At 40.5% G+C, this 15,115-nt stretch carries 17 protein-coding genes; 10 read left to right on the top strand and 7 right to left on the bottom strand.

The genetic code is table 11. The annotated features are described in order from the left end of the window. The 4 genes from J0X13_RS10910 to J0X13_RS10900 all read left to right on the top strand — a co-directional run. A partial coding sequence (locus J0X13_RS10910) for a gluconate 2-dehydrogenase subunit 3 family protein (protein WP_242535708.1) occupies positions 1 to 238 on the top strand: 238 nt, incomplete at its 5' end. A gap of 422 nt (positions 239 to 660) precedes the next feature. Beyond that, the gene (locus tag J0X13_RS15660; RefSeq protein WP_262896921.1) at positions 661 to 792 is read left to right on the top strand and encodes a hypothetical protein; all 132 of its coding nucleotides are present in this window, start codon (positions 661 to 663) and stop codon (positions 790 to 792) included. Positions 793 to 1,363: 571 nt separating this feature from the next. Next, the gene (locus J0X13_RS10905; RefSeq protein ID WP_207071432.1) at positions 1,364 to 2,098 is read left to right on the top strand and encodes a LytR/AlgR family response regulator transcription factor; all 735 of its coding nucleotides are present in this window, start codon (positions 1,364 to 1,366) and stop codon (positions 2,096 to 2,098) included. Between the two features lie 57 nt (positions 2,099 to 2,155). Next, positions 2,156 to 4,081 carry a tetratricopeptide repeat-containing sensor histidine kinase gene (locus J0X13_RS10900; RefSeq protein WP_242535707.1) on the top strand — a complete coding sequence of 642 codons (1,926 nt, stop codon included), beginning with the start codon at positions 2,156 to 2,158 and terminating at the stop codon, positions 4,079 to 4,081. Here J0X13_RS10900 and J0X13_RS10895 read toward each other — a convergent pair. Beyond that, positions 4,071 to 4,643, bottom strand: a complete 573-nt coding sequence (locus tag J0X13_RS10895) for a DUF3109 family protein (protein ID WP_207071430.1) — start codon at positions 4,641 to 4,643, stop codon at positions 4,071 to 4,073. The two genes, J0X13_RS10900 and J0X13_RS10895, sit on opposite strands and share 11 nt — an antisense overlap. 119 nt (positions 4,644 to 4,762) lie before the next feature. On the opposite strand from J0X13_RS10895, the gene J0X13_RS10890 reads away from it, so the two are divergent. Both J0X13_RS10890 and J0X13_RS10885 read left to right on the top strand, forming a co-directional pair. Then, positions 4,763 to 5,347, top strand: a complete 585-nt coding sequence (locus tag J0X13_RS10890; protein WP_207029003.1) for a MarC family protein — start codon at positions 4,763 to 4,765, stop codon at positions 5,345 to 5,347. A 9-nt stretch (positions 5,348 to 5,356) separates the two neighbouring features. Next, complete coding sequence (locus J0X13_RS10885) at positions 5,357 to 5,557, top strand: hypothetical protein (protein ID WP_207029001.1); 201 nt, start codon at positions 5,357 to 5,359, stop codon at positions 5,555 to 5,557. A 1-nt stretch (position 5,558) separates the two neighbouring features. On the opposite strand, the gene J0X13_RS10880 is transcribed toward J0X13_RS10885, so the two are convergent. The 4 genes from J0X13_RS10880 to J0X13_RS10865 all read right to left on the bottom strand — a co-directional run bounded on the left by J0X13_RS10880 (position 5,559) and on the right by J0X13_RS10865 (position 9,056). Beyond that, positions 5,559 to 7,187 (bottom strand): S41 family peptidase, encoded by a 1,629-nt coding sequence (locus tag J0X13_RS10880; protein WP_207071429.1) that lies wholly within the window; start codon positions 7,185 to 7,187, stop codon positions 5,559 to 5,561. Between the two features lie 15 nt (positions 7,188 to 7,202). Beyond that, positions 7,203 to 7,640 (bottom strand): deoxycytidylate deaminase, encoded by a 438-nt coding sequence (locus tag J0X13_RS10875; protein WP_207028997.1) that lies wholly within the window; start codon positions 7,638 to 7,640, stop codon positions 7,203 to 7,205. Between the two features lie 84 nt (positions 7,641 to 7,724). Then, entirely contained in the window at positions 7,725 to 8,309 is a 585-nt protein-coding gene (locus tag J0X13_RS10870) for a HupE/UreJ family protein (RefSeq protein WP_207071428.1), read from the bottom strand. A 9-nt stretch (positions 8,310 to 8,318) separates the two neighbouring features. Next, positions 8,319 to 9,056 carry a TerB family tellurite resistance protein gene (locus J0X13_RS10865; protein WP_207071427.1) on the bottom strand — a complete coding sequence of 246 codons (738 nt, stop codon included), beginning with the start codon at positions 9,054 to 9,056 and terminating at the stop codon, positions 8,319 to 8,321. A gap of 121 nt (positions 9,057 to 9,177) precedes the next feature. On the opposite strand from J0X13_RS10865, the gene J0X13_RS10860 reads away from it, so the two are divergent. The 4 genes from J0X13_RS10860 (at position 9,178) to J0X13_RS10845 (ending at position 12,548) form a co-directional block, all read left to right on the top strand. Beyond that, a complete protein-coding gene (locus J0X13_RS10860; protein WP_207028991.1) occupies positions 9,178 to 9,588 on the top strand; it encodes a BrxA/BrxB family bacilliredoxin in 411 nt (136 codons plus the stop codon). An 81-nt stretch (positions 9,589 to 9,669) separates the two neighbouring features. Continuing rightward, a complete protein-coding gene (locus J0X13_RS10855) occupies positions 9,670 to 10,407 on the top strand; it encodes a lysophospholipid acyltransferase family protein (protein WP_207071426.1) in 738 nt (245 codons plus the stop codon). Next, positions 10,404 to 11,063: an HD domain-containing protein gene (locus tag J0X13_RS10850; RefSeq protein ID WP_207071425.1), complete on the top strand. Its 660-nt coding sequence runs from the start codon at positions 10,404 to 10,406 to the stop codon at positions 11,061 to 11,063. The genes J0X13_RS10855 and J0X13_RS10850 overlap by 4 nt, the downstream gene beginning before the upstream one ends. Before the next feature lie 63 nt (positions 11,064 to 11,126). Further along, positions 11,127 to 12,548 (top strand): Gfo/Idh/MocA family protein, encoded by a 1,422-nt coding sequence (locus J0X13_RS10845; protein WP_207071424.1) that lies wholly within the window; start codon positions 11,127 to 11,129, stop codon positions 12,546 to 12,548. Positions 12,549 to 12,797: 249 nt separating this feature from the next. Here J0X13_RS10845 and J0X13_RS10840 read toward each other — a convergent pair whose 3' ends face one another. Together J0X13_RS10840 and J0X13_RS10835 are read right to left on the bottom strand one after the other, a co-directional pair. Further along, a complete protein-coding gene (locus J0X13_RS10840) occupies positions 12,798 to 13,871 on the bottom strand; it encodes a PA0069 family radical SAM protein (RefSeq protein ID WP_207071423.1) in 1,074 nt (357 codons plus the stop codon). A gap of 463 nt (positions 13,872 to 14,334) precedes the next feature. Then, on the bottom strand, positions 14,335 to 15,018 hold the full coding sequence (locus J0X13_RS10835) for a collagen-like protein (RefSeq protein ID WP_207071422.1): 684 nt from the start codon (positions 15,016 to 15,018) through the stop codon (positions 14,335 to 14,337). Positions 15,019 to 15,115: the final 97 nt, after the last annotated feature.

The raw sequence follows: 15,115 nt of genomic DNA, 5'->3' as shown, positions 1-15,115 counted from the left end.
ACACTCCGAGGCAATCATGAGCTATATGCAGGCCATTATGCAAGGTGGCGAGGCCGTATTGGACGATGAAATCGCCCGTTTCTCCTTTGCCAACGATTTGAGGGATCTGGCCACTTGGGCCTACAAAAACTCAGAATATGTCGGTGAGGAAGTATTGGCTTATTTGCCCATTCCCGGGGAGTACGTTCCCTGTGGCGACCTAGAGACATTGACCGGCGGAAAAGCTTGGTCGTTATAAATATTGTCTTTGCACAACTAAAAATAAAAACCTCCAGTTCTGGAGGTTTTTTTATGTCCTTAACTTTATAAAAATACCTCGGAATGTTCCAAAGTGGGGTGAACTTCTCCGAGGTATTAAATCAATAAACACTATCACACGTACTGAATTTTCAGCACAAATTGAACTGCGCACACTAAGCAACAACTTAATGATGTACAGCTATCTTTTCTATTCTTTTGAAAAAATTGCTTCAGCTTTTTACAGATCGGGCAGGTAGAATCCTAAAAATCTCAATCCAAACGTTAGCTAGGCAAATATTTAAAAATGCAGTCAAATTTTAAAGTTTGATTCTCTGAAATCAGCGTAAAGTTTTTAACATAAAATGTTGAAATCTAGGATCGAAGACATTTATAAGGCAAGTATGTAAATATTTGGGATAAATGAAAAAGACCAAGAAGTATCACAATATACTTACTTGGTCTTTCTTTTATGATGAACTGGCCATTGGCCAAATATTACCAAAGAGTACGGCCTCTTCAATTATGGCCTTGATAAATCCTTTTTTGCTTTAGGTAGTTCCCCCGAAACCTAAAATCAAATGGATTTGACCCAACCGAAGATTTAATCGTGCAAGCGGTTAATACAATCAAAAGATTGGTTGCTGTGGCCGTACCATTATTTGGTAATACAAAATTTCTAAGAGCAAATACAACGTTTGGGTTGGCTACAAGATTATTTTCGGGCAGCAACCTCGTTCAAATCCGAAACTAATTCCGCATCGTTCTTTTCTGAAATAGCCGCAAAGATCAATGCCACTACTAAAATCAGAAACAACACCGCACATTTTTTCATAATCAGATTATTTCAAATCGTCCTTTAAATATGGACGTTCGAATATAGACAACAAAAAACCGCTCTTATGGAGTCTATGTATGAATTGTTCCTTTTTGTGTATAGTTGGTGTTTGGTTTTTTAGAAAATGCTTGTGTTTTCCAAGAATAATAAGCTTAAACTCTGAAAATGAACGGCTTTTTCACTTGGTTTAATTTTTTGTACCAGTTATACGTGCTAAATATCCATTAACACATAATTTTATTACTATGTAAAGAATAATCCTAAATTTGATATTACCTATTCTATATTATGCTAGAAGCAGTAATAGTTGACGACGAAATAAAAGCACTTCAAAGCTTAAGTTGGGAACTTACCAATTTGAGTGATGAAGTGGATATCGTTGCATCGTTTACCGATGCGGGCGAAGCCTTGAACTATCTTGAGCAAAACACCCCAGATTGTTTGTTTTTGGATATAGAGATGCCAGCTATGGATGGGTTCCAGTTCATTAAAAACCTTAAGAACAAGGATTTCCCCGTCGTAATTACCACCGCCTATAACCAGTATGCACTACAAGCATTAAAAAATGAGGCGATCGACTACCTTTTAAAGCCAATTGATACGGATGACCTCGAAGAAACAATTGCCAAAATAAAAAGGTACAACGCCAAAAACCTTACCGTAGGGCGATTGGAAAAGATTCTCTTGAATTTTAATGCAGAATCCCAAAGCAAAAAAATCACCATCAACACAGACGGAAAGTTGGTTTTCTTGAATAGTGACGATATCCTGTTTGCGGAATCCGATGGTAATTACAGTACGATCTTCCTTTCCGATGGTCAAAAAATACTTCTTACTAAAAAACTAAAGGAGGTAAATGCACTTTTGCCCGAGAGCAGCTTCTTTAGAATACACAATTCTTACATCATCAATCTCAACAAAATAAAGGAATTCCTAAAAACCGACGGTTATGTGGTTTTGGAATCCAATCATAAAATTCCTGTTTCCCGGCAAAAAAAATCCGATTTTTTGGATATGCTTTAAATCCATAATGTTCCAGTGCCTATAACAAAGTTCCAACAAATCGAAAGCCTACCTCGAATGCGAACAATTGCGCTGCTCGCTCTGTTGTTGTTCTCCCTTTTTGGTTCGTTAAGGGCGCAAGACATCCCTAGAGAATTTCAGGAAAAAGTTGAAACACTTGTTCAGTTGCGACCTAAAACCTACGAATCACTGGATAAAGAACTTTATCCCGAAAAAAGAGACACCACGCTATTAAGGTATTTTGCCAATTTAAGTAGGGAGAGCAATTATTTGGAGGGTGAGGCATATGCGCTGAACCATTTGGGAATGAATTATAGGAACATTTCCCAATATGAAAAAGCCGTGGAACTTCACGAACAGGCCCTCGCTGCTTCCCAGGAGGCCAATAACACCGAATTCAGGGTTCTTAGTCTAAATATGCTTGGCGTTGTGTACAGGCGCACAGATGCGATCAAAACAGCTTTGGACTACAATCAAAAAGCATTGGAACTGGCCGAGCAAGTCGAAAATCCTTCAAACCATATCAAAAGAAGCATCAATGTAGCTTTGAACGGCATCGGGAACCTGTATCAAGCTTTGGAACAATATGATTTGGCCATCTTACAGTTTGAAAGAGCATTAAAACTTGAAGAGGAACTTGGAAACAAACTTGGCCTGGCCATCAACCATCAAAATATTGGACATTGTTTGGAAGAAAAGGGCGACTTGGAAGGTGCCCTTGAAAACTACCGGAAATCACTGGCATACAACGAAGAAATAAATTCGAACATCGGTCGGGTAATCTGTAAGAACAGCCTCGCCCAGATATACCTAAAACAAGATATGCCATACCTGGCATTGGTACTGCTAGAACCGCTTGTTGAGGAATCCAAAAGAATCGGTGACTATTCCATAACCTCTGTTGTTTATATCAACACAGGATGGGCACATACAAAATTGGGCAATTATAAAGAGGCAGAGAACTTTATTCAAGAGGGATTGCAAATGGCCCAAACGCGAAATATCCCAAGTAACATTTTGTATGCCTATGAAAAAATGTCGGACCTTGAAAATATAAAGGGAGATTATAAGCAGGCCTATGAGTTTTACAAAAAGGCGGATGAATACGACAAGGAGATTTCCAGCGCTACCAACCTTCGGTACATGAACGATATCATAATTAAGTACGAGAACGACAAGAAGAACAACCAAATTGCTGTCCTCGCCAAAGAAAATGAGATTGTTCGCTTGAGGTTAAAGAAGCAACAGACAACCCTATTGGTGAGTGCATTGATCGTCGGGCTGATATCCTCCATACTTTATATACTTTATCGTCAATACCAGAACAAAAACGAAAAGAGGGTCCTTACCTTGGAACAAAAGATGCTCCGAAGCCAAATGAACCCGCACTTTTTGTTCAATTCGTTAAACTCCATAAAGCTGTACATTATAAATAATGAGCAAAAAAATGCAGTGCATTATCTAAACAAGTTTTCCAAGTTGGTACGAAAAATCCTGGAGGCCTCTTCGCAAAAAGAAATTCCCTTATCCGAGGAACTGGGAACCATGGAACTCTATATGAATATCGAAAACATACGATTCTCCAACGAAATAGAATTTAAAATACAGGTAGACAAGGATATCAATATAGACAATATCAAAATTCCTTCGCTAACATTACAGCCATTTTTGGAAAACTCCCTTTGGCACGGACTCTCGCCAAAAGAAGGTGACAAGAAAATCCAGATCAATGTAAGGAACAAGGATAAGGGCCACGTGAGCATTGAAATTGTGGACAATGGTGTAGGGAGAACCATGGCAGAGGTCAACAAAGAAAACAGGGTTCTCAAAAGAAAGTCATTGGGCATTCGAATTACCAAGGAGCGACTGGCCAATTTTGCCAAGGATTACCAAAATAAATTTGATGTGGATATTTTGGATCTTTTTGACACCAAAGGCAATCCCATTGGTACCAAAGTGGTTTTAGATATCCCTACGATTTAGTATTCTCCGCTGCTACTTCTTCCAGTTCCTGGTACCAAGACTTTCCAAACTTTTTGATCAAGGCCTCTTTTACAAACTTGTAAATAGGGACCTTCAATTCCTCGCCCAAGGCACAAGCCGGGTCACAAATCTCCCATTTATGATAGTTTACCGCTGTAAATTCGGAGTATTCCCTGGTTCTAACCGGATACAAATAGCAAGAAATTGGCTTTTTCCATTTGGTGGCACCTGCCTCGTAGGCCGCCTCCAGTCCGCACTTGGCTATCCCATCATCCGAAAAAATCACATAAGCACATTCATTGTTGTTCACCAAAGGGGTTTCCCACTCACCATCTTCTCCTTTAACGAATACTCCATGCTCCTCGATGGCTGCTATTCCTTCGGGGCGCAAAAAAGGTTTCACATCTTGATAGATGTTGACAAGCTTATCGGTTTCCGAATCCTCCAATGGTGCTCCGTACTCCCCTCCTACACAACAAGCTCCCTTACAAGCATTTAAATTGCATACAAAATCGTTTTCCAATATTTCTTCGGATACAATGGTTTTCCCTATTTGAAACATACAGACCTCAACTTTTTGGCAAAGGTAATTCAAAACCAAAAAATTGATGATTTCTAAACATACTATATGGTCCAAAAGTATTTTTTACACGTAAATTTGCCGTCCGAAAAAATAAGGGTATGAATTTTAACTTTAAAGAAATAGCGACCGCTGGAATGATATTGTTTGCCGTAATAGATATTTTGGGAAGTATCCCTATTATTCTATCGCTGCGCAACAAGGTTGGTCATGTGCAATCTGAAAAGGCCTCAATTGTGGCCACTGCGATTATGATTGCCTTTTTATTTGTTGGGGAAAGCATTCTTTCTTTAATAGGGATCGATGTAAATTCGTTTGCTGTTGCTGGTGCTTTCATCATATTTTTTCTGGCCATTGAAATGATTTTGGGCATATCACTTTACAGGGATGATGAACCGGAAACCGCCTCTATCGTTCCCATTGCATTTCCACTGATTGCCGGTGCAGGTACCTTGACCTCTATTTTGTCCCTTAGGGCAGAATATCACGTGGAGAACATTATAGTGGCCATAATTATAAACGTTATCTTTGTGTACATCGTACTAAAATCCAGTGCTCGAATTGAGCGGATTTTGGGAAAAAATGGACTCAATATTATACGAAAAGTGTTTGGTGTTATCCTTATGGCAATCGCCGTAAAACTATTTGCCACCAATATAAATGAGCTACTGTCTCACGCCGCTTAACACATAGATATGAACAAGACCTTTGCTATAGTTTTAATTATTCTTGCGTTGGCACTTATTGCTTACAACGTGACATTGGTAGATTTTGAAAATCCAATCCAAGGTGACAGCACTATTGCCTTGATCGGTATTTTGGCCTCCTTATGTGCCATTGTGTTGACATTGATTTTTATGACTTCCAAAAAAATCGACAAAAAACTGAAGAAATAAATCAAGGTTTAATTTCTACAGCGCCTATTTGGGATTGATCTATATCCGCTTTGTCCAATGCTTTCACCTTTTTAAGCATGGAGTCAAAATCTCCCTTGATTTGTGCAGAAATATTGGGCGAAAACAATTGCTCGGCGATATTGGCCTTTAAGTATGCTTTTATTTTATCCTCGTAGGCATAGAAATCCAATTTTATCTTTCTATCCAGTACAAACTGAATGAAATTGTCGAAGAGAATATCATCCACACTAAATTCATCCAAAAATTGGTTTTGTGTGTAATCGTCGTATAAGGTTCTATCTTCTTCCAAGTGTTCAAAAACAAATCTCGCAAAAAACTGATAGGTATCCTCCATACTTTCTATGGCCTCTTCCTGGTTGCTTCCAATTGGAACAAAAACATCGGGAATAATACCGCCACCGCCATATACCACTTTGCCTTTAGGCGTTACGAACCTTAAGGAGTCCGCCACTTTTATACTATCCGCAGATGTAAGCTCGCCGCTGGAATAGCGTTCCATGAATTTTTTGTAATAATCATGGTTGCCGTCCTTATACGATTTTTGAATAGATCGACCAGTAGGGGTATAGTATCTGGACACTGTCAACCTTACGGCGGAACCGTCTCCCAAATCCATTTCCCGTTGCACCAATCCCTTTCCAAAGGAACGTCTGCCCACAATGGTCCCTATATCGTTATCCTGTAAGGCTCCGGCAATAATTTCACTGGCCGAAGCAGAACGTTCGTTGATCAACACATATACCGGCTTATCCTCAAAATCGCCTTTTTTGGTTGCGTATGCTTTTTTTATCCTTCCTTTTTTGTTCTTGGTAAAAAGAATCAACTTGTCCTCGCCCAAAAATTCATCGGCCAATTTTTCAGCAATTCCCAAATAGCCGCCTGGGTTATCCCTAAGATCAAGTGTTAGCTTTTTCGCGCCCCGTAGCTTTAATTTTCTAAGGGCATCCTTGAACTCATCAAAAGTAGACTCTGCAAATCTGTTTATTTTGATGTATCCTATATCCTTGGTAAGCATATAATAAGCATCCACGCTCCTGATCGGGACCCGGTCTCGAACCACGGGGATATCCATCAATTTATCCTCGGTTTTTCTATACACCTTTAGATTTACCTTGGTACCTATTTTACCTTTAAGGGTAGAGACAACATCATCGTTGGAAATTCTTCTCCCGAACAGGGTGTCCCTGTCCGCCATTAAAATTCGGTCACCAGGTTTTATCCCGCTAATATAACTTGGCCCGTTTTTGATGGTTCTGATAACCGTAATGGTGTCCCTGTACATATAAAAGCTCACCCCTATACCTGCAAAGTCACCTTTCATACTTTCGGCTACATCCTTCATTTCATCTTTGGGAATATAAACGGAGTGCGGATCGAGTTTGCCAAGAATATTGTTTACGGTGACATCAACAATGCTATCGGTATCCACATCATCCACGTATTCGTAGTCGATATAGTCTATAAGCCGATTGAGTTTGTCTTTTTTGGAATTGGTGGAAAAAAGCTTTTCAGGTGAGTCGTTAAAATGGAGCTTGCCTCCAATAAAAATACCGAGTGCCACCGCTAAAGCAAGAAGTGTTGGCCAAATATATCCTTTGATCTTTTTCATATAGCAATTATGGTGTTAAACCATTTCTTCCAAAATGGGCAAATGCACGATCTCTACTCCTGCCCTTTCCAGAAATTTTAATCCAGAGTCATCTTTGTACGCATTCAGGTATACCACACGTTTTATGCCAGCTTGGTGCACAAGCTTGCTACATTCCCTACATGGAGATAATGTAATGTACAATGTAGCCCCTTCACAAGATTGTGTGGACGAAGCAACCTTAAGAATGGCATTCGCCTCGGCATGGAGCACATACCATTTGGTAAATCCCTCATCATCCTCACAAATATTCTCAAATCCCGTGGGAGTTCCGTTATACCCATCGGATATGATCATTCTATCTTTTACAATAATGGCACCAACTTGTTTTCTTTTACAATAAGATAGTTTGCCCCATTCTTGGGCCATTCGCAAGTAAGCTTTGTCGTATTTTTCTTGTTTGCTCGCCTTCATTTATCCAAAAACGCTGATAATTAATTAAATATACCTGCTTTGAAAGACCCTTACAACCTTATTCGATAAAATTTAACGTAGTTCCTACAAGGGGAACGTAGCAATCAGCAAGGGTATTGTAATGGCAATGATCAAAATTGATGCGATCGCAATAAAAATCCAGCGCTTTGCCTTGAACAGTTCCAAAATCACGTATGAAATAGCCAAAACAATCAATATGATGGTAACTTGAGATAACTCTATGCCGGTTGCAAAACCAAGTAAGGGGGTAATTTTGTCCTCTTCCTCGGCCATTAACATCTTAAAATAGTTGGAGAAACCAAAACCATGAATCAATCCAAAGAAAGCAGTGGCCAAAATATGAAGTAAAATACCAACGTTCAAGGACTCTTTGTACACATAGGCGAAATTGAAAAGGGCAGTGAGCAAAATGGTGACCGGGATCAAAAACTCGATCAGACCGACATCCATGGTAATTACCTCGTAAACGGATAATGCCAAGGAGGTGCAATGGGCTACGGTAAAAATAGTGGCCAGTACCAATACACGTTTCCAGTTCCTAAATGTAAAAGGAACTGTTAAGGCCGATAGGAACAAAATATGGTCATAAGCACTAAAATCGAGAACGTGATCAAGGCCCAATTTGATATAAAATAAAAACTCCTGCATAACTGTTGGTTAAGATAATCCCCTTTCCTTTTGTATGGTTTCATAGGCCTTTTGCACTTCTTTGAATTTTTCCTCGGCCCCATTTCTGATCGCTTCATTTTCCGTGACCACACGATCGGGATGGTATTTTTTGGCCATTTTTCGGTAGGCCTTCTTTACCTCTTCATCCGTAGCTGTCCTTTCTATTTCCAAAATCTTGTAAGAATTGTCCACCGACTTGATGAACATGGCCATGATACTTTCAAAATCGTGTTGATTTATTCGAAAATACCCGGCAATCTCCCTTAATTTTTGAACTTCAGCTTTGCTTACCTGGCCATCGGACTGTGCTATACCGAACAAAAAGTGAAGCATTTGCAACCTCACCTCATATCTGGTACGTTGCACCATAAAATTGCATATGCGCTGTGTGGATATCTCCCGCTTTTTTATAACGTCGTTGAACGTTCTAAAAATAGCATTTGCCCTTTCTTTTCCGTATGTACTCAAAAAATACTGGCGCACATAATCGAGCTCTCGTTGATTTACTTGCCCATCTGCCTTTATGATAACGGAACATAACGAGAGTAGGTTCAACTCAAAATCTGCCGGAGAAACAGTCTGTTTTGTAAAATCTTGGAATACAGATCCCGATTTTTTGCCAGAGCCTCCGAAATTATCCAAAAAAGTCCCGACGATAAATCCTAAAACCGCACCGGGAAATCGAAATAAAAAATAACCGATAAAAGCGGCTATCCACTTGATCATACTTCAAAAATTAAAGCGCAAAGATAGGGGTTTGATAGGTAAACAAAGCTTTAAGCAATGTTAAGGGTAATGAAAAAACCCAACAATACTGTATCTTTGTAACAAAATCAAAAAGAAGTCTATGTATCCAGAAGAATTGGTAAAACCTATGCGCGAAGACTTGGCCGGAGCCGGGTTTGAAGAACTACATACAAGCGAAGCTGTTGAAAATGCCTTAAAAAAGGACGGAACTACCTTGGTGGTGGTGAATTCGGTTTGTGGTTGTGCAGCGGCCAACGCAAGACCAGCAGCCAAATTGAGCCTGCAAAACAGTAAAACACCAGATAACCTGGTCACAGTTTTTGCCGGTGTGGACATGGAAGCTGTTACAACGGCCAGAAACCACATGGTCCCATTTCCTCCTTCTTCCCCAAGCATGGCCTTGTTCAAAGACGGAGAATTGGTTCACATGATCGAAAGGCACCATATTGAAGGAAGACCTGCAGAACTTATTGCGGAAAACCTAATGGAAGCTTACAACGAATTTTGCTAAATTCAAGTAAATAAGATATGGAAAGGCCACCCCTTAAAGGGTGGTTTTTTTATTTTTACGCCAATCAATAAACATATAACCGTGCTAAAACTGTTATCGTACCCCCTCACCATCATTTTCTTTTTGCTGTTTGGTTTGGTCCTGGTCATTTTCCATCCCATTCAATGGGTTTGCCTTAACGTATACGGGTACAATGCGCATAAAAAAAGTGTTTCCATACTAAATTGGTTCATTATGCGGTGCACCAATGTGCTCGGAACCCGATATAGTTTTAAAAACGAACAAGATATCCCTACCAATCGGCCGCTCATCATTGTCACCAATCACCAGAGCATGTACGATATACCACCGATTATCTGGTATATGCGAAAGTACCATCCCAAATTTGTGAGCAAAATTGAACTGGGAAAGGGAATTCCAAGTGTATCGTACAACCTAAGGCATGGTGGTTCTGCTTTGATCGACAGAAAAGACCCGAAGCAATCCATAGCAGAACTTCAAAAGTTGGCAGGATATATTGAGGCGAACAACCGGAGTGCGGTTATTTTTCCTGAAGGCACACGCAGCAGAAACGGAGTTCCCAAACCTTTTAGGACCACGGGACTTAAAGTGATGATGAAAAATGCCCCCTCTGCATTGATCGTCCCCATAAGCATAAACAACTCATGGAAGTTGCTCGGTTATGGCAAATTTCCGATGGGGCTGGGGTCACATGTAACTTTCAATGTACATCCTCCCATTGAAAACATCGGGAACGCCGATGAACTCATAGCCCGAATTGAAAAACAGATTGTTTCTGGGGTCAATGCCGAATTATGAAGGAAGACCAATTGATAAACCATACCATTGATTTTGTTAAGGGCGAACTGAAAAACGCGGAAGGGGGTCACGATTGGTTCCATATTGAACGTGTTTATAACACCTCCAAATTATTGTTGGAACATGAAAAGGGAGATTCCTTGATTGTTCAACTGGCGGCACTGCTTCATGATATTGCTGACCCAAAATTCCATGATGGGGATGAAAATATAGGACCAAAAATGGCCAGAAACTTTCTGGAATCCGAATCCGTTGCGGAGAAGACCATCGAACATGTAGTCAACATCATCAAGCACATGTCCTTTAAAAATAGTTTGGAAAGGGATGGAACAAGGTTTAGCTCTAAGGAGCTTCACATAGTACAAGATGCCGACCGTTTGGATGCTATTGGAGCTATTGGGATTGCCAGGGCATTCAACTACGGAGGTTTTAAAAACAGGGAACTCTACAATCCAGCTGTTCCACCACAACCGAACATGACCAAAGAGGAGTACAAAAAATCCACTGCTCCCACCATCAACCATTTTTATGAGAAGCTATTGTTGCTGAAGGATAAAATGAACACCGAAACAGGAAAAAAACTGGCCGAGGAACGGCACCTGTTCATGCTGAAGTATCTGGAACAGTTTTACAAAGAGTGGCATGGCAAAGAATAGTCCATAACAGTGCTCTTGCTCTTTTTTGTATCTTAGGGATTCACATAAATCAAACTAAACAAAATGCAAAGAAGAAAGTTCATCAAGAATACGGCAGCCGCTTCAGCTGCTTTTTCCATTGTTCCCAGTCATGTTTTAGGTAAAACCCATATTCCCCCAAGCGACACCTTGTATGTAGGTGCTTTTGGTGTTGGAGGAAGGGGAAATAATGTAATCAATGGCTTGAACGACACCGGAAGAGTGAAATTCGTATCGTTCTGCGACGTGGATGACCGTCGTGCCCAAGAAACCTACGAACAGTTTCCGGATGTAAAACGATATAAGGACTTTCGAAAGGTTTTTGACAAACACCTGAACGACATTGATGCCATAGCCGTGGCTACGCCGGACCATACCCATGCTACCATAGCTTTACCATTTATGCGCGAAAAAAAACATGCTTACGTGGAAAAGCCACTTACCCATAATATTTATGAGGCACGGTTAATGACCAAAACTGCTAAAGAAAATGGCATTGTAACCCAAATGGGGAACCAGGGAGCCTCCAGCGATGGTAGCCGAATAGCTCGTGAATGGGTAGAGTCTGGCATAATTGGAAACGTACATACCATAGATTGTTGGACCAACCGTCCTGTATGGCCACAAGGAGTGCCCATGCCAACAAAAAGAGACCGTATTCCAAGAGAATTGGAATGGGACCTTTGGTTAGGCCCAGCAAAAATGAGAGATTATAACGATGCTTATCTTCCTTTTAAATGGAGAGGATTCTGGGATTTTGGTACCGGAGCTCTAGGTGATATGGGATGCCATATTATGGAAACACCATTTAGTATATTGGATCTTGGATATCCAACTGAGGCGGAGGCAAGTTGTACAACGGTTTGGGTAGATGATTTTGTGGAGGCAGATTACAGCCATTCTTGTCCACCTTCTTCCAAAATACACTTAAAATTCGAGCATGAAGAACACGGTGATATTGCCTTGAATTGGTACGATGGGGGATTAAAACCCAACCTACCGGACGAACTCAAAGACGATGAAACCATTGGTGACACTGGTGGTGGCACCGTAATTTATGGAGACAAAGGAATCTTGGTCTGTGATACGTATTCTCAAAATGCCAGATTATTGCCTTCAGAAATGATGGGTCTCTATAACGCCCCGGAACCAAAATACCCAAGGGTTCCCGGAGGTATTGGAGGTCACTTTGCCAATTTTGTGGATGGTTGCCAAAATGGTACACCGACCTCTTCCAATTTTGAAAAAGCCGGTCGATTGACAGAGACCGTGCTCATGGGTAACCTAGCCGTAAAAGCTTATCAATACAAAGAACTGAAAGAAGGTAAAAAAGTCGGTGATTGGGCACCTTATGCTTTTCCAGGAAGAAGAAAATTGTTCTGGGACGGTGACAATATGAAGATTACCAACTACGAAAAGGCAAACGACTGGGTAACCAGAGATTACCGCGAAGGTTGGGAACTGTAATTAATAGATCAATAAATAACAGTATTGGAAAATGGCCCCTAAACAGGGCCATTTTTTGTTTTTATAATGCTTGGCTTGACACGAATTACACAAATTCCCACAAAGACAGAAGGTCATGTCATTCTGAACGAAGTGAAGAAGCTCCACCTTGGCATCAAAGGTGAGGGTTCATTTGTTTATGGGATTTCTCGTCGCAAACTCGCTCGAAATGACATATCTTCATTGCTCATTACTCATTGCTCCATTGTATTAAAACAATTTCATCTGCCCATCTTTGTATTGTTCATGGAGTTCGCTGTTTAAAGGTGGAAAGGTTTTCCCCTTAAAGTAGCGTTTTTTGGCTATTTGAGCCATTTCGTGTATTTGCTCCGCGATTTTCCCTTCTCCTTTTGTTCTTGTACCAAAACGGCTATCATTTACGGTTCCTCCGTGGCAATCCTGAATTTGATGGAGTACTTTTTCGGCCCTATCGGGCATGGTCTTCTTTATCCAATCTGAAAACAGTTGTCCGATGGCCCCGTTGAGCCTAACCACCGTAAGCCCAAAAGATAGTGCACCATCGTCGGCGACAGCTTTGGCCAGTGGCAATAGTTCGTGGGAATTAATTCCTGGAATAATGGGGGCCAACATGGCGTTGACCGGGATGTTGTTTTCGGAGAGTGTTTTTATGGTCTGTAAACGCTTACCTATCGATGCAGTTCTTGGTTCCAGTATCCTTCTTGTTTTTTCCGATAATGTGGTCACCGAAACATTCACACCCACCAATTGGTGTTCATTTAATTCTTTTAAGATATCGAGGTCCCTTAATACCAAGGAATTTTTTGTAATGATGCCCACGGGATGTTTGTACTTTAAAAACACTTCGAGGCATTTACGCGTAATTCCAAACTTTTGTTCCGCTGGCTGATAACAATCGGTGTTCCCTGATAACACAATGGTCTGTGCCTTCCATTTTTTGTGCTTGATTTTGGCCTCCAAAAGCTCTGGTGCTGATTTCTTGACCAATATGCTTCGTTCAAAATCCAGTCCGGCACTATAGCCCCAATACTCGTGGGTATTTCTCGCGTAGCAGTAAATACAGCCATGTTCACAACCTTGGTAGGGGTTCATGGAATACATCATTCCAACATCTGGACTATCGACTTTGTTAACAATGGTCTTTGGGAAAATGGGAATGTATTTGGTTTTGTTGCTTTCCGCTTCTTCACCTTCCAGCCTGCAGAATTCCAAAAAGTCATCACGTGTTTCGAACACATGTTCTAAAAACCTGTTGCTCGTATTCTTTTGTGCTCCCCTTCCTTTCAAAAATTCTTTGGACAACATTTTATGGATTTATTCCAAATATATGGATTTATTCCGTTTATCATTATCGATTAACTATAGGCTCTGTCCTATGGAGTGCATTTGGGACATGGAGGAGCGGTGTTTTTGGTAAAGGGCAAAGGGTAAAGGATTAATGGACAACAAACAACCAAAATGATCAACCTAGTAAAGGTTGACACGAATTACACAAATGTCCACAAAGACAGAAGATGATGTCTTTCTGAACGAAGTGAAGAATCTATACCTTGGCAGCAAGGGTGAAAAATTACTTTGTTTATAAGATTTCTCAAATCCGTTCGAAATGACACTTCAGAAATAAAGGATGACACAAATTACTCCAATTTTCAAAAAAAAATTTTTGATCTTGGAATCTTACATTGCCAAATAAAAAAGCCGGGCATTTGCCCAGCTTTTAGTTAATGGTCAGGTTGCCTCGATCAGAGGGCAAAAAAATATCCTTTACTTATTTATCCAAACCAAAATATTCAGCTACAGCATCATAGTCGTCGGCATCTATTCCAGCAGCTTTAAGTTCGTCCATAATGCTCTGTTGACCATTTTTAGCACCAGTCGTAGTTTCTATGGCAATTATCCTTAAATTGGTAAAATATCCTGCCGCTACATTATAGGCTGTGTCGTCACTATTGTTATAGAACCTAATCGTACCTGTGCTGTCATTTTCATCATAATATAATCTTGAATAGTAATTGTTCCCGTCCATTGGGCCCGGTACAGAATAAACTAAACCTCCCAGATTCTTTAGATAGAAAAGCATGGCATAATTTGGTAGGGCAGCAGGATCTATTGGTATATTAAATAATAGGCTACTTCCTGAAGAGTCAGTAACATCTATATCAAATATCTGAACATTTGCATTGCCATCAACACCATCGGTTCCTTGGCAATCCAATGCATCAAAGTTGCCATCGTCGTTAATGTCTTCATCGGCATCTCCTACACCATTGCCGTTAAGGTCCCAGCAGCTCGCACCATCGGCACCATCAACGCCATCACTACCATTGGCACCATCGACTCCTGCGATTCCCTGTTCTCCTTGAGGTCCAGTCTCTCCCTTATCACCGGTGCAAGAAACCAAAACCATTGCCATACACATGATGGCCATACTTAAAAATTTTAATGTTTTCATAAACTTTTTATTAATTATTAAAAGGGTTAATGGCTTCAAAAGTATTGCAGATGCAAGGTGGTTTTGGGGCATAACTAACCAATGGTGGTTTTGGTTT

The organism is [Muricauda] lutisoli (nom. illeg.) (genome assembly GCF_017313105.1).
GTDB lineage: Bacteria > Bacteroidota > Bacteroidia > Flavobacteriales > Flavobacteriaceae > Flagellimonas > Flagellimonas lutisoli.
Note: the sequence above shows the minus strand (reverse complement) of the source record. Positions and strands in the feature narration are given on the sequence as shown.

Bases quoted from the DNA above. Each gene is read 5' to 3' on its own strand.
- J0X13_RS10845 (WP_207071424.1), top strand. From the start codon at position 11,127: ATGCAAAGAAGAAAGTTCATCAAGAATACGGCAGCCGCTTCAGCTGCT.
- J0X13_RS10840 (WP_207071423.1), bottom strand. From the start codon at position 13,871: ATGTTGTCCAAAGAATTTTTGAAAGGAAGGGGAGCACAAAAGAATACG.
- J0X13_RS10890 (WP_207029003.1), top strand. From the start codon at position 4,763: ATGAATTTTAACTTTAAAGAAATAGCGACCGCTGGAATGATATTGTTT.
- J0X13_RS10880 (WP_207071429.1), bottom strand. From the start codon at position 7,187: ATGAAAAAGATCAAAGGATATATTTGGCCAACACTTCTTGCTTTAGCG.
- J0X13_RS15660 (WP_262896921.1), top strand. From the start codon at position 661: ATGAAAAAGACCAAGAAGTATCACAATATACTTACTTGGTCTTTCTTT.
- J0X13_RS10875 (WP_207028997.1), bottom strand. From the start codon at position 7,640: ATGAAGGCGAGCAAACAAGAAAAATACGACAAAGCTTACTTGCGAATG.
- J0X13_RS10885 (WP_207029001.1), top strand. From the start codon at position 5,357: ATGAACAAGACCTTTGCTATAGTTTTAATTATTCTTGCGTTGGCACTT.
- J0X13_RS10870 (WP_207071428.1), bottom strand. From the start codon at position 8,309: ATGCAGGAGTTTTTATTTTATATCAAATTGGGCCTTGATCACGTTCTC.
- J0X13_RS10850 (WP_207071425.1), top strand. From the start codon at position 10,404: ATGAAGGAAGACCAATTGATAAACCATACCATTGATTTTGTTAAGGGC.
- J0X13_RS10865 (WP_207071427.1), bottom strand. From the start codon at position 9,056: ATGATCAAGTGGATAGCCGCTTTTATCGGTTATTTTTTATTTCGATTT.
- J0X13_RS10860 (WP_207028991.1), top strand. From the start codon at position 9,178: ATGTATCCAGAAGAATTGGTAAAACCTATGCGCGAAGACTTGGCCGGA.
- J0X13_RS10835 (WP_207071422.1), bottom strand. From the start codon at position 15,018: ATGAAAACATTAAAATTTTTAAGTATGGCCATCATGTGTATGGCAATG.
- J0X13_RS10900 (WP_242535707.1), top strand. From the start codon at position 2,156: ATGCGAACAATTGCGCTGCTCGCTCTGTTGTTGTTCTCCCTTTTTGGT.
- J0X13_RS10895 (WP_207071430.1), bottom strand. From the start codon at position 4,643: ATGTTTCAAATAGGGAAAACCATTGTATCCGAAGAAATATTGGAAAAC.
- J0X13_RS10905 (WP_207071432.1), top strand. From the start codon at position 1,364: ATGCTAGAAGCAGTAATAGTTGACGACGAAATAAAAGCACTTCAAAGC.